At 60.2% G+C, this 13,812-nt stretch carries 14 protein-coding genes and 1 pseudogene; 12 read left to right on the forward strand and 3 right to left on the reverse strand.

Features of this window, described 5'->3' with window-relative positions:
- The 4 genes and pseudogenes from AMM33_RS04780 to phbB form a co-directional block, all read left to right on the forward strand.
- Positions 1-332 (forward strand): transposase (locus AMM33_RS04780; protein WP_194945246.1); only part of this gene is annotated, 332 nt, incomplete at its 5' end.
- Between the two features lie 16 nt (positions 333-348).
- A pseudogene (locus AMM33_RS04785) lies at positions 349-1,590 on the forward strand (PHA/PHB synthase family protein); the annotation flags it as partial.
- A 24-nt stretch (positions 1,591-1,614) separates the two neighbouring features.
- Entirely contained in the window at positions 1,615-2,796 is a 1,182-nt protein-coding gene (locus AMM33_RS04790; protein ID WP_090139252.1) for an acetyl-CoA C-acetyltransferase, read from the forward strand.
- Positions 2,797-2,916: 120 nt separating this feature from the next.
- Positions 2,917-3,654 carry an acetoacetyl-CoA reductase gene (phbB, locus tag AMM33_RS04795; protein WP_090139253.1) on the forward strand — a complete coding sequence of 246 codons (738 nt, stop codon included), beginning with the start codon at positions 2,917-2,919 and terminating at the stop codon, positions 3,652-3,654.
- Positions 3,655-3,717: 63 nt separating this feature from the next.
- Here phbB and AMM33_RS04800 read toward each other — a convergent pair whose 3' ends face one another.
- Together AMM33_RS04800 and AMM33_RS04805 are read right to left on the reverse strand one after the other, a co-directional pair.
- A complete protein-coding gene (locus AMM33_RS04800; RefSeq protein ID WP_090139254.1) occupies positions 3,718-4,635 on the reverse strand; it encodes an SPFH domain-containing protein in 918 nt (305 codons plus the stop codon).
- A 36-nt stretch (positions 4,636-4,671) separates the two neighbouring features.
- Positions 4,672-5,091, reverse strand: a complete 420-nt coding sequence (locus AMM33_RS04805) for an NfeD family protein (protein ID WP_090139255.1) — start codon at positions 5,089-5,091, stop codon at positions 4,672-4,674.
- A 112-nt stretch (positions 5,092-5,203) separates the two neighbouring features.
- Here AMM33_RS04805 and dusA point away from each other — a divergent pair, with 112 nt between their 5' ends.
- Positions 5,204-6,205: a tRNA dihydrouridine(20/20a) synthase DusA gene (gene dusA, locus AMM33_RS04810; RefSeq protein ID WP_090139256.1), complete on the forward strand. Its 1,002-nt coding sequence runs from the start codon at positions 5,204-5,206 to the stop codon at positions 6,203-6,205.
- Positions 6,206-6,315: 110 nt separating this feature from the next.
- The gene (locus tag AMM33_RS04815; protein WP_090139257.1) at positions 6,316-6,939 is read left to right on the forward strand and encodes an FMN-binding negative transcriptional regulator; all 624 of its coding nucleotides are present in this window, start codon (positions 6,316-6,318) and stop codon (positions 6,937-6,939) included.
- 48 nt (positions 6,940-6,987) lie between these two features.
- Here the strand turns inward: AMM33_RS04815 and AMM33_RS04820 are convergent, their stop codons facing one another.
- The gene (locus tag AMM33_RS04820; protein ID WP_090139258.1) at positions 6,988-7,623 is read right to left on the reverse strand and encodes a GntR family transcriptional regulator; all 636 of its coding nucleotides are present in this window, start codon (positions 7,621-7,623) and stop codon (positions 6,988-6,990) included.
- A gap of 187 nt (positions 7,624-7,810) precedes the next feature.
- On the opposite strand from AMM33_RS04820, the gene scpA reads away from it, so the two are divergent.
- The 6 genes from scpA to AMM33_RS04850 are packed head-to-tail and all read left to right on the forward strand — an operon-like array spanning position 7,811 to position 13,811.
- Complete coding sequence (scpA, locus tag AMM33_RS04825; RefSeq protein WP_090139259.1) at positions 7,811-9,988, forward strand: methylmalonyl-CoA mutase; 2,178 nt, start codon at positions 7,811-7,813, stop codon at positions 9,986-9,988.
- Positions 9,989-10,038: 50 nt separating this feature from the next.
- Entirely contained in the window at positions 10,039-10,371 is a 333-nt protein-coding gene (locus tag AMM33_RS04830) for a hypothetical protein (protein ID WP_090139260.1), read from the forward strand.
- Positions 10,368-10,775 carry a type II toxin-antitoxin system VapC family toxin gene (locus tag AMM33_RS04835; RefSeq protein WP_090139261.1) on the forward strand — a complete coding sequence of 136 codons (408 nt, stop codon included), beginning with the start codon at positions 10,368-10,370 and terminating at the stop codon, positions 10,773-10,775. The genes AMM33_RS04830 and AMM33_RS04835 overlap by 4 nt, the downstream gene beginning before the upstream one ends.
- Before the next feature lie 10 nt (positions 10,776-10,785).
- Entirely contained in the window at positions 10,786-11,235 is a 450-nt protein-coding gene (locus tag AMM33_RS04840; protein WP_228767966.1) for a DUF4260 family protein, read from the forward strand.
- Positions 11,232-12,260, forward strand: a complete 1,029-nt coding sequence (gene meaB / locus AMM33_RS04845) for a methylmalonyl Co-A mutase-associated GTPase MeaB (protein ID WP_090139262.1) — start codon at positions 11,232-11,234, stop codon at positions 12,258-12,260. Before AMM33_RS04840 ends, meaB begins: the two co-directional genes overlap by 4 nt.
- Before the next feature lie 18 nt (positions 12,261-12,278).
- A complete protein-coding gene (locus tag AMM33_RS04850; protein WP_090139263.1) occupies positions 12,279-13,811 on the forward strand; it encodes an acyl-CoA carboxylase subunit beta in 1,533 nt (510 codons plus the stop codon).
- Position 13,812 lies beyond the last annotated feature (1 nt).

Consider the following 13,812-nt stretch of genomic DNA (forward strand, 5'->3'; position numbering starts at 1 on the left):
ACAAAGAGCAGTTGCGTGAGATCCTTGATCGAAAGCAGATCAACGTTGTGCGAACCATGCTGGATCACTGGTGCACATGCGTGATGCGCTCCAAGGTCGAACCGATGAAGGACGTTGCCAAGATGATCCGCGCTCATATGGAAGGCATCGTGGCCTGGGCGCAGACACGCCAGACCAACGGATTCCTCGAAGCCATCAACGGTTTGTTCCAGGCATCCAAGCGTCGTGCGCGTGGGTTTACGCGAATCACAACGATCAAGACTGTCATCTTCTTGATCGCCGGGAGACTCGACTTCCACGCTATCAATCCTCATGCTGGGCAACCCACTTGAAATTCATCAGAGCCCAAAAGGTGAAAGCATTGCCAAAGGCGTCAAGAACTTGATGCACGACATGCAGCAAGGCCACGTCTCGATGACCGACGAGAGCCTGTTTGAAGTGGGCAAAAACGTGGCCACCACCGAAGGTGCGGTGGTGTTCGAGAACGAATTTTTCCAGCTGATCGAATACAAGCCGCTCACCACCAAGGTCTATGAAAAGCCGTTTTTGCTGGTGCCCCCTTGCATCAACAAGTTCTACATCCTCGATCTGCAGCCCGAAAACTCGCTGATTCGCTATGCGGTCAGCCAAGGCCACCGCACTTTTGTGGTGAGCTGGCGCAACCCTGACGAGTCCATGGCCCAAAAGACCTGGGACGACTACATCGAGCACGCCGCCATCGAGGCCATCCACACGGTGCAGGCCATCACCGGTGCACCCAAGATCAACGCCCTGGGTTTTTGTGTGGGCGGCACCATTTTGTCCACCGCCCTGGCCGTGTTGGCGGCGCGTGGCGACAAGCCGGTGGCCAGCGCCACCTTCCTCACCACCCTGATCAACTTCACCGACACCGGCATTCTGGACGTGTTCATCGACGAGAACTTCGTCAAGTTCCGTGAGCAGCAAATGGGCCAAGGCGGCTTGCTCAAAGGTCAGGACCTGGCCTCCACTTTCAGCTTTTTGCGCCCTAACGACTTGGTCTGGAACTATGTGGTGGGCAACTACCTCAAGGGCGAGACACCTCCGCCGTTTGACCTGCTCTACTGGAACAGCGACTCGACCAACTTGCCCGGGCCCTTTTACGCTTGGTACCTGCGCAACACCTATCTGGAAAACAACCTCGTCCAACCCGGCAAAGTCACCGTGTGCGGCGAGCCCATCGATCTGGGCAAGGTCGACATGCCGGTCTACATCTACGGCTCACGCGAAGACCACATCGTGCCGATTGGCGGGGCTTATGCCAGCACGCAAGTGCTGCCGGGCAAAAAGCGTTTTGTGATGGGGGCCTCGGGTCACATTGCGGGCGTGATCAACCCGCCCGCAGCGAAAAAGCGCAGCCATTGGCTGAGCGAGGGCACCAAGTTCCCAGCCGATGTGAACCACTGGATCGCCAGCGCCAAAGAGGTGCCGGGCAGCTGGTGGACCGATTGGTCGGATTGGCTCAAGGGCCATGCGGGCAAGCAAATTGCCGCGCCCAAGACCTACGGCAAAGGCACCAAATTCAAAGCCATCGAAGCGGCCCCCGGTCGCTACGTCAAAGCCAAGGCCTGATTCGTTTTTTTATTGGAGACAAACATGGAAGACATCGTCATCGTTGCAGCCGCACGCACCGCCGTGGGCAAATTTGGCGGCACGCTCGCCAAAACCCCGGCCACCGAGCTGGGCAGCATCGTCATCAAGGGTTTGCTCGAACGCAGCGGCTTGCCTGTGGACGCCATCGGTGAAGTCATCATGGGCCAGGTGCTGGCTGCTGGCGTGGGCCAGAACCCTGCACGCCAAGCGATGATGAAAGCCGGTGTGGCCAAGGAAACCCCTGCGCTGACCATTAACGCCGTGTGCGGTTCGGGCCTCAAGGCCGTGATGCTGGCGGCGCAAGCCGTGGCTTGGGGTGACAGCGAGATCGTCATCGCCGGTGGTCAGGAAAACATGAGCGCCAGCCCGCATGTGTTGAACGGCAGCCGCGACGGCCAGCGCATGGGCGACTGGAAGATGACCGACACCATGATCGTGGACGGCCTGTGGGACGTGTACAACCAGTACCACATGGGCATCACCGCCGAAAACGTGGCCAAGGCCCACGGCATCACCCGCGACATGCAAGACGCCCTGGCCGCAGGCAGCCAGCGCAAAGCCGCTGCCGCGCAAGACGCGGGCAAGTTCAAGGACGAAATCGTTGACGTGCTGACCCCCCAGCGCAAGGGCGACGCCCTGGTGTTCAACACCGACGAGTTCATCAACAAGAAAACCACGGTGGAAGTCTTGGCTGGCCTGCGCCCTGCCTTTGACAAGACCGGCAGCGTGACCGCAGGTAACGCCTCGGGCATCAACGACGGCGCAGCCGCCGTGATGGTCATGTCAGCCAAGAAGGCTGCCGCCTTGGGCCTCAAGCCCCTGGCCCGCATTGCCGCTTTTGGTACCAGTGGCCTGGACCCGGCCACCATGGGCATGGGCCCCGTGCCTGCTTCGCAAAAGGCACTGGCCCGCGCCGGCTGGAAAGCCCAGGACGTGGACCTGTTCGAACTCAACGAAGCCTTTGCCGCACAAGCCTGCGCCGTGAACCAGGCGCTCGACATCGATCCGGCCAAGGTCAACGTCAACGGTGGCGCGATCGCGATTGGCCACCCCATCGGCGCGTCAGGTTGCCGCATTTTGGTGACCCTGCTGCATGAAATGCAGCGCACCCAAGCCAACAAAGGCTTGGCCGCGCTGTGCATTGGCGGCGGCATGGGCGTGTCGCTGGCCATCGAACGCGTTTAACCCAACCCCGCTGCTCAAACTGAGTGAATCGGCGCACTGTCCAGTTGTATAAGGGCAGCCGATCATGCGGGTTTGAGCGGTTTTCCACGATCTCAACACACTCATCACCAGGAGACAATCATGAGTCAAAAAGTAGCGTACGTCACAGGTGGCATGGGCGGTATCGGTACCGCCATCTGCCAGCGCCTTCACCAAGAAGGCTTCAAGGTCATCGCAGGTTGCGGCCCCACCCGTGACTTCAACAAATGGCTGGACGAGCAAAAGGCACTGGGCTTTACCTTCTACGCCTCGGTGGGTAACGTGGGTGACTGGGATTCCACCGTGGAAGCTTTCACCAAGGCCAAAGCCGAGCACGGCAGCATCGATGTCTTGGTCAACAACGCCGGCATCACCAAGGACCGCATGTTCCTGAAGATGACGCGTGAAGACTGGCAAGCCGTGATGAACACCAACCTGGACTCCATGTTCAACGTGACCAAGCAAGTGGTCGCCGACATGGTCGAAAAAGGCTGGGGCCGCATCATCAACATCAGCTCGGTCAACGGCGAGAAAGGCCAGGCCGGTCAGACCAACTACTCGGCTGCCAAAGCCGGTATGCACGGTTTCTCGATGGCCTTGGCTCAAGAGCTGGCCACCAAAGGTGTGACAGTCAACACCGTGTCGCCTGGCTACATCGGCACCGACATGGTCAACGCCATTCGTCCTGATGTGCTGGAAAAGATCGTCGCGACGGTGCCCGTCAAGCGCTTGGGCAAGCCCAGCGAGATCGCGTCCATCATCGCCTGGATGGCCAGCGAAGATGGTGGCTACACCACCGGTGCTGACTTCGCCGTCAACGGCGGTTTGCACATGGGCTGATGCGCAAGCAGTACCCACAAAAAAACCCGCCTCTGCGGGTTTTTTTGCGTCTGCAGGGTCGCTTTAACCCGCTTGTTTGCCCGTGCTCACCATCTGCATGGCCGATGCGATCAGGCCCGACACCTCGGTCATGTTGCCCGGCACGATCAGCGTGGTCTTGGCGTCTTGCGCCACTTTGGCGTAGGCCTGTACTGCTTGCTCGGCCACCTTGAGTTGCACAGCTTGTTCGCCTCCGGGCTGGCGGATGGCGGTGGCAATCCGCTCAATCGCTTGGGCTGTGGCATTGGCCATTTCGGTGATGGCGGCCGCATCGCCCTGGGCTTTGTTGATGGCGGCTTGTTTTTCGCCCTCTGAGCGGGCAATGAAGGCCTCGCGCTCGCCCGTGGCGATGTTGATCTGCTCCTGACGGCGACCTTCGGAGGCGGCGATCAGCGCGCGCTTTTCGCGCTCGGCCGTGATTTGCGACTGCATGGCCAACAAAATTTCTTTGGGCGGCGTCAGGTCCTTGATCTCGTAGCGCAGCACCTTCACGCCCCAGTTGAGCGCCGCTTCGTCGATGGCGGCCACCACCTGCGCGTTGATGATGTCGCGCTCTTCAAAGGTCTTGTCCAGTTCCAGCTTGCCGATCACGCTGCGCAAGCTGGTTTGCGCCAATTGGGTCACGGCCACGATGTAGTTGGACGATCCGTAACTGGCCAGCTTGGGGTCGGTGACTTGAAAGTACAAAATGCCGTCGACCTGCAGCTGCGTGTTGTCGCGCGTGATGCAAATCTGGCTGGGCACGTCGAGCGGGATTTCTTTCAGGCTGTGTTTCTGGATCACGTTGTCCACAAAGGGCACCACAAAGTTCAGGCCCGGGGCCAGGCTGGCGTGGAATTTGCCCAGCCTTTCGACCACCCAGGCCTCTTGTTGGGGCACGACCTTGACGGTCTTGACGATGAACAGGATCGCGATGATCACGAGGACGGCTGCGACTTCCATGGTTTTTCTCCCTTTTCGGTGTTGCGAGCGGTGTGCTCAGATTTTCTCGAGGACCAAGCGGTTGCCCGCCATGGCCTGAATGCGGTAAACGCCCGGCGTGGCGGTTTGGCCTGGGGCCAGCACCGCGGTCCAAGAAGCGCCCCGGTGTTTGACTTGAGCGGTGCCTTGGGCATCCCAGGCATCGACCTGCACCGTGGCGCCCAAGTCCAGATGTTGGTCCTGGGCTTCTTGGGGCGTGGTGGTCTGGCGCTTGCGCCATTGGCCCAGCAGCACAGCCCCCAAGCCGCCGACGATGGCCGCAGCCACCAGTTGGGTACTCAGGCCATAACCGGCCAACGCGGCCAGCGCCGCCGCCACAGACCCCAGGCTCAGCATCAGGAGGTAAAAAGTGCCCGTCACCAACTCCAGTGCCACCAGCACGCCGGTCAGCACCCACCACATCGTTGCATTGCTCATTTCGCCTCCTTCAGCTTGTCCCCTGTATTGTCGGGCTTGAACTTCTGTCTTTATACGCTGCCCACCCAGAGCTCGGGCCAAGTCCGCCACAAGCCAAGGATAATCAGCCCCCATGCATTTCCCCGAACCCCAACGCTGGCGCTTGTCGGTCGCCCCCATGATGGATTGGACTGACCGGCATTGCCGGTTTTTCCACCGCCTGCTGACCCGCCACACCTTGTTCTACACCGAGATGGTGACCACCGGTGCACTGCGCCACGGCAGTGTGCAGCGGCACCTGCGCTTCAACGCCGAAGAGCACCCCGTGGCCCTGCAACTGGGCGGCAGCGACGCCGCCGATTTGGCCCACGCAGCCAAGTTGGGGCAGGAGTGGGGCTACGACGAGATCAACCTCAACTGCGGCTGCCCCAGTGACCGTGTGCAGCGCGGTGCATTTGGTGCTTGCCTGATGAACGAGCCGCGCACCGTGGCCGATGGCGTGAAAGCCATGCTGGACGTGGTGGATGTGCCGGTCACGGTGAAGCACCGCATCGGCATTGACCGCATCGAAAGCTACGACTTTGTGCGCGACTTTGTGGGCACGGTGAGCGATGCCGGTTGCAAAGTCTTCATCGTGCACGCCCGCAATGCCTGGCTCGATGGCCTCTCTCCAAAGGAAAACCGCGAGATTCCGCCGCTGCGTTACGAGCTGGCCTACCAACTCAAAAAAGACTTTCCGGGGCTGCTGATCGCCGTGAACGGCGGCATCAAGACCAACGAAGAAATTGCCCTGCATTTGCAGCAAGCCGATGGTGTGATGGTCGGGCGCGAGGCGTACTACAACCCTTGGCTGTTGGGCAGCTGGGACGGCGCGTTTTATGGCGATGCCCACGAAGTGCCCAGCCGGGAAGCGGTCGAAGAGGCCATGGTGACCTATATGGAACGCGCATTTGCCGAAGACGGCTGCCCTTGGTATGCGATCGCGCGGCACATGTTGGGCCTGTACCACGGGCAGCGCGGCGGGCGTTTGTGGCGACAGGTCTGGAGTGACCACAAACTCAAACCCTTGCCGCCGCGTGAAGTCTGGGCTTTGGCCCGTGCGGCACTGGCGCGCGGCGCGGTGGTGACCGACTGAGGGGCTTTTTGGCAAGCGCCTGGATAGACGGTCATCTCTCATCCGGAATCCAGTCGTAGATTCGATGGCAAGATGGTGCACTCTGCTTATTCACCATTTGAGCCGATCCGATGTACATCCCTGCCCATTTCCTCATCAAGAATCCGCAAGACATCCACACCATCATCCAGGAACACCCGCTCGGTGCCCTTGTCACGCTGGGGCCGCAAGGGCTGGATGCCAACCACATTCCCTTTGAGTTTGATCCCAGTCACGGGGCGCATGGACTGCTGACAGCGCATGTTGCGCGGGCCAACCCTGTGTGGCAGCAATGCCAGGATGGCGCGGATGTACTGGTGATTTTTCGCGGCAACGAGAGCTACATCTCGCCCAACTGGTATCCGAGCAAACACGAAACCCACAGGCAGGTGCCCACCTGGAACTACGAAGTTGTGCATGTCCATGGCCGGCTGACGGTGATGGACGAGGAAAAGTTCGTCCGTGGCGTTGTGGCGCGGCTGACCCGTGAACATGAGGCTTCCGAGCCTCGGCCCTGGAAAATGGGCGATTCGCCGCCCGAATACATTGCCCAAATGCTCAAGGCGGTGGTTGGCATTCAGGTGGAGATCCAGCGCATCGAGGCCAAGGCCAAGCTCAGCCAAAACCGTGAGGCGCGGGATCGCCTGAACGCCGCTGAGACCCTGCTTGCCAAGGGTGCAGAAGGTTTGGGCAAAGCGATGCGGGAGGCGGGCTGATCTTCCGTCAAAGACCCAGACTGTTGAGGCCTGGTGGATGTTGATCGCTTATTGAGCGGCCTGCAGGCCGTTCATGAAGTGCGCGGACATGCGCTCGGCCGCCTGCTCGGGCTGGCGTTCGATCAGGGCCTGCACGATGGCGCGGTGCTCGGCCAAGGACTGCTCAATGCGGCCCTCTTTGAACAGTGAACTGTGGCGGTTGAGCTTCATCACCTTGCGCAGGTCGGCCACCATTTGGTCGCGCCAGCGGTTGTCGGCCAACTCCAGCAGCAGCATGTGAAAGGCTTCGTTGATTTCGAAAAAGCGGTCCCGGTCGTGGGTGGCTTTTTCCAGGTCCGCGTGCAAAGCGCTGATCTGCGCCATCTGCTCGGTGCTGGCGTTTTGCGCCACCACGCGGGCCGCGTCCGATTCGAGCAAGGCCAGCAGGTGGTAGACGTCGCGCAGGTCTTTCTCACTCACTTCGGTCACATAAGCGCCCCGGCGCACCTTCATGGTCACCAGGCCTTCGGCCGCCAGCACCTTCAACGCTTCGCGCAAAGGCGTGCGGCTGATGCCCAGGGCCTCGGCAATGCGCAGCTCGTCGATCCAGCTGCCTGGCTCCAGTTCGCGCGCAAAAATCCGCTGCCGCAACAGTTCGGCAACTTCTTCGTACAGGGCGCGGGGGGCGAGGGACAGGGCGGACATGGGCTGTTTTAGAGGGGATGCTGTTCGGGCTGGGCCGAACGGTATTTCAGGCGTTTCAGATGCTGAATTGTAAGCCGGTTAAAATATTCTGCATCAATAATTATGAATCACGGTACTTGTAAGCCGGTAGGCAGCCCCGGGCAGCCAAAATCCGGTTCAGCCATTTTTGTCCCGAAAGCACAGCGCCATGACATCCAAATCCTTTGAATTCAACGCTTCCAACCTGGAAGCCTGGCAAAAAGCAGCGGTCAAATCCGCCCCCGGTGGCGATGTGAACGCCCTGAACTGGAAGACGCCCGACGGCATCGTCGTCAAGCCCCTCTACACCGCCGAAGACACGGCCAACTTGCCCTACGCCAACACGCTGCCAGGCTTTGAGCCCTTCTTGCGCGGCCCGCAGGCCACCATGTACGCCGTGCGCCCCTGGACGATCCGCCAGTACGCGGGTTTCTCCACCGCCGAAGAATCCAACGCCTTTTACCGCAAGGCCCTGGCAGCGGGCGGGCAGGGCGTGTCGGTGGCGTTTGACCTGGCCACGCACCGTGGTTACGACTCCGACCACCCCCGCGTGACGGGCGACGTGGGCAAAGCCGGTGTGGCGATTGACTCGGTCGAGGACATGAAGATCCTGTTTGACAAAATCCCGCTGGACAAGGTCAGTGTGTCGATGACCATGAACGGTGCGGTGCTGCCTGTGCTGGCTGGGTATGTGGTGGCGGCCGAAGAGCAGGGCGTCTCGCAAGACAAGCTCTCTGGAACGATTCAGAACGACATTCTGAAAGAGTTCATGGTGCGCAACACCTACATCTACCCGCCCGAGCCCTCGATGAAGATCATCGGCGACATCATCGAGTACACGGCCAAGAACATGCCCAAGTTCAACTCGATCTCGATCTCGGGTTACCACATGCAAGAGGCCGGAGCCAACCAAGCGCTCGAGATGGCCTTCACCTTGGCCGACGGCAAAGAGTACGTGAAGACCGCGATTGCCAAGGGCATGGACGTGGACGAGTTCGCTGGCCGCCTGAGCTTCTTTTGGGCGGTGGGCATGAACTTCTATCTGGAAATCGCCAAGATGCGTGCCGCCCGTTTGCTGTGGTGCCGCATCATGAAGGGCTTTGACGCCAAGAACCCCAAGAGCCTGATGCTGCGCACACACAGCCAGACGTCCGGTTGGTCGCTGACTGAGCAAGACCCCTACAACAACGTGGTGCGCACCACCATCGAGGCCATGGCGGCCGTGTTCGGCGGCACGCAGTCGCTGCACACCAATTCGTTTGACGAGGCGATTGCCTTGCCCACCGAATTCAGCTCTCGCATCGCGCGCAACACGCAGCTCATCATCCAGGAAGAGACCCACATCACCAACGTGATCGACCCTTGGGCTGGCTCTTACATGATGGAGAGCCTGACGCAAGAAATGGCCGACAAGGCCTGGGCCATCATCGAAGAAGTCGAAGCCATGGGCGGCATGACGAAGGCCGTGGGCAGCGGCTGGGCCAAGCTCAAGATCGAAGCGGCGGCTGCTGAAAAGCAAGCCCGCATCGATTCGGGCAAAGACGTCATCGTGGGTGTCAACAAATACAAGCTGGCCAAAGAAGACCCGATCGAGACGCTGTCGATCGACAACGTTCGTGTGCGCGACGGCCAGATCGAGCGTTTGGCCAAGATCCGCGCCAGCCGCGACAGTGCCAAGGTGCAAGCTGCGCTGGACGCGCTGAGCGCCGCTGCCGATTCGGGTCAGGGCAACCTGCTCGACCTGTCCATCCAGGCTGTGCGCCTGCGTGCCACGGTGGGTGAGATTTCGGATGCACTGGAAAAAGCCTTTGGCCGCCACCGCGCCGACACGCAAAAGGTCACAGGCGTGTACGCCGCGGCTTATGACGACGGCGACAACGTGGGAGACACCATGGAATACTGGAACGCTCTCAAAGCCGACATCGCCGCATTTGCCGATGCCCAAGGCCGCCGCCCTCGCGTGATGATTTCCAAGTTGGGCCAAGACGGCCACGACCGGGGTGCCAAAGTGGTGGCCACGGCGTTCGCCGACCTCGGCTACGACGTGGACATGGGCCCGCTGTTCCAAACGCCCGAAGAGTGCGCTCGCCAAGCGATTGAAAACGACGTGCACGCCGTGGGTGTCTCGACACTTGCTGCGGGCCACAAAACCCTGGTGCCCGCCATCATTGCCGAGCTCAAAAAGCAGGGCGCAGACGACATCATCGTGTTCGTGGGCGGCGTGATCCCGCGCCAGGACTACGACATGCTTTACGAAGCCGGCGTCAAGGGCATCTACGGCCCCGGCACCCCGATCCCGGTCAGCGCCAAGGATGTGCTGGAGCAGATCAAGAAGGCTTTGGCTTGATGTCTGTGATACAGTAATACGGTATTTCAAGCATCATCAAGGAGTCTGCCATGGCTGTTTCCGTTCGATTGGAGCCTCTGCTCGAGAAAGAGCTGGAGCTGACTGCCAAACGCATGGGCGTGACCAAGTCACAGTTCATCGTTTCGGCGTTGGAGAGGGCATTGGGGCGCAAGAACCCTTATGACCTGTTGCTCAAGGTGCAAGCTGAGGTGCGGGAGCCTTTGCCCGAAAGTGGCGAACTGATCTCATCAACCAAGGCGGCCATTCGGTCCAAGCTCAAAACCAAAAGGGATGCCAATCAAGCCGATTGGCTGGCATACCAAGAAGCCAAAAAGCAGGGCAAAGTGTGGTCAGGCTCAGACCAGGAAACGGACGCGCCGTGAAGGTGGCCTTGATCGACACGGGCCCCATGGTGGCGTTGTTTGACGCCAGTGATGTGGCGCATCGGCACTACACCAGCTTGTTGGCCGACAACTGGCGGTTGACGACCACCTGGCCCTGTGTGTTGGAGGTGTGTCACTTTCTGGGTGCCAATGCTGTCCAGCGATTTCTGCGCTGGGTGTCCGAAGGTGGTGTCATCGTCTTTCCTTTTGACGTGTCGAACCTCCCTGACCTGGCGGAGCTGATGGCGCGTTATACCGCTGAGCCTCGCACAGAAATGGACTTGGCCGATGCTTCTTTGGTGTGGTTGGCGCAAGACACAAACACGCTCAACGTGATGACCATGGATGTGCGCGACTTCTCGCGTTATCGCTTGCCCGATGGGCGGCATTTTGAGATCTTGTGAGGCCATGCACATGAAGCTCAACAACCCATTCGCTCAGCCCGACATGGACATGCAGGACATCAGAGGCCATCAATATGGACTGATGAATCCTGCGCTGAAAATTTTGCGCGCTGAAGGTCTGGTGTGTTTGTTGCTGGCGTGTGTCTTGTATCAAGTGCAAGGGTTTTCATGGCTTGAATTTGGCCTTTGGTTTTTGCTGCCCGATGTGGCCATTTGGGTTTATGTGTTGGGTAATGAGCGGCTCGGCATGTGGGCCTACAACCTGACCCACAGCACCGTGGGGGCAGGCCTTTTGGCTGTGATGGGGCTTGCATTGGATGCGCCCCTGTTTTTGCAAGCTGCTTTGATCTGGTTTGCACACATGGGCTTCGACCGTGCCCTGGGCTTCGGATTGAAATTTCCCTTGGGTTTTCGCGTGACACATTTGGGCGTGTTGCGGGGCATGAGGGAAAAGGCATGACGTCTGAGCAAATTCTCCAAGGGTTACTGCACGGCCCCGCGCCCGCCCAACGCCGCGCCATGGCCAAAGCCATCACGCTGCTCGAATCGACCCGCGCCGACCACCGCGCCTTGGCCGACGAGTTGCTCACGGCTATGCTGCCGCACACAGGCAACTCGTTTCGCTTAGGGATAAGCGGTGTGCCCGGCGTGGGCAAGTCCACTTTCATCGAAGCGCTCGGCCTGTACTTGATCGGTCAAGGACACCGCGTGGCGGTGCTGGCTGTAGACCCTTCCAGCACGGTGTCGGGCGGCTCGATTCTGGGCGACAAGACCCGCATGGAGTTGCTCAGCGTGCACGAGCGCGCTTACATCCGCCCCAGCCCCAGCAGCGGCACTTTGGGGGGGGTGGCCGAAAAAACCCGCGAGTCCATGCTGGTCTGCGAAGCGGCGGGTTATGACGTGGTGATCGTCGAGACCGTGGGCGTGGGCCAGAGCGAGACGGCGGTGGCCAACATGACCGACATGTTTGTGCTGATGCAGCTGCCCAACGCGGGTGACGATTTGCAGGCCATCAAAAAAGGCGTGATGGAAATCGCTGATTTGGTGGTCATCAACAAAGCCGACATCGATGCCATCGCCGCCACCCGCGCCGAGTTGCAGATCACCAGCGCCTTGCAGCTCTTGGGCATGCACGGCGGCTCGGGCCATGCGCACGCCGACACCACGCAGTGGCACCCCAAGGTGGTGCAGTTGAGCGCTTTGCTGGGCCAGGGCGTGGACAGCTTTTGGGCGGCGGTCAGCGAGTTCCGAAGCCTGCAAACGGCCAATGGCCGACTGACCTTGCGCCGCCAGAAACAAGCCCTGTCGTGGATGTGGGAGCGCATCGACGCCGGGCTCAAACACAATTTTCGGGCGCAGCCGCGTGTGCAAACGCTGCTGCCCCAACTCAGTCAACAAGTCGCGGCGGGCCAGCTCGCCGCGTCCACAGCGGCCCGTCAACTGCTCAGTGCTTACCAGGCGCAGAGCGAAACCCCATCTTCCTGAAGAAAAGAGAGAACCACCATGCAAGACATCCTTGAACAACTGGAAAAAAAGCGCGCTGCGGCCCGCTTGGGCGGCGGGCAAAAGCGCATCGACGCGCAGCACGCCAAAGGCAAGCTCACTGCGCGTGAGCGCATCGAAGTGCTGCTCGACGAAGGCACCTTCGAAGAGTGGGACATGTTCGTGGAGCACCGCTGCACCGACTTTGGCATGCAAGACAACAAGATTCCCGGCGACGGCGTGGTGACGGGCTACGGCATGATCAATGGCCGCTTGGTCTTTGTGTTCAGCCAGGACTTCACGGTGTACGGCGGCGCTTTGTCGGAGACACACGCCGAGAAGATCTGCAAGATCATGGACCAGGCCATGAAGGTCGGTGCGCCGGTGATTGGCCTGAACGATTCGGGCGGTGCCCGCATTCAAGAAGGCGTGGCGTCATTGGGCGGTTATGCCGACGTGTTCCAGCGCAACGTGATGGCCAGCGGCGTGGTGCCCCAGATCAGCATGATCATGGGCCCATCGGCGGGTGGTGCGGTGTATTCCCCCGCGCTCACCGACTTCATCTTCATGGTCAAGGACACGTCATATATGTTCGTGACCGGCCCCGAAGTGGTCAAGACCGTGACGCATGAAGAAGTCACAGCCGAAGAGTTGGGCGGCGCCCTGACACACACCACCAAGAGCGGTGTGGCCGACATGGCGTTTGAGAACGACGTGGAGGCGTTGCTGATGCTGCGCCGCCTGTACAACTACCTGCCGCTCAACAACAAGGAAAAGGCCCCTGTGCGCAAGAGCGGTGACCCGACCGACCGCATGGACATGAGCTTGGACACCCTGGTGCCCGAGAACCCCAACAAGGCCTATGACATGAAAGAGCTCATCGTCAAGACCGTGGACGATGGCGATTTCTTTGAGCTGCAACCCGACTACGCCAAGAACATCCTGATCGGCTTTGCCCGTGTGGACGGCCAGACCGTGGGCATCGTGGCCAACCAGCCACTGGTTCTGGCCGGATGTCTCGACATCAAGAGCTCCATCAAGGCTGCCCGCTTTGTGCGTTTCTGTGATGCGTTCAACATCCCCGTCATCACCTTCGTGGACGTGCCCGGTTTCATGCCCGGCACCAGCCAGGAGTTCGGCGGCATCATCAAACACGGTGCCAAGCTGCTCTACGCGTACGCCGAGTGCACCGTGCCGAAAATCACCGTCATCACCCGCAAGGCCTATGGCGGCGCGTACGACGTGATGGCCTCCAAGCACCTGCGCGGCGACGTGAACTTTGCCTGGCCCAACGCCGAAATCGCGGTCATGGGTGCCAAGGGTGCGGTGGAAATCATCTTCCGCGAAGACAAGGGCGACCCCGAAAAGCTGGCCGCCAAGGAAGCCGAATACAAAGCCCGCTTTGCCAACCCCTTTGTGGCCGGTGCCCGTGGCTTCATTGACGACGTGATCCAGCCGCACGAAACCCGCAAGCGCATTGCCCGGTCGCTGGTCATGCTCAAAGACAAGAAGATTGAAAACCCTTGGCGCAAGCACGGGAACATTCCGCTGTGAT

This window comes from Limnohabitans sp. DM1 (assembly GCF_001269385.1).
Taxonomy (GTDB): domain Bacteria; phylum Pseudomonadota; class Gammaproteobacteria; order Burkholderiales; family Burkholderiaceae_C; genus Limnohabitans_A.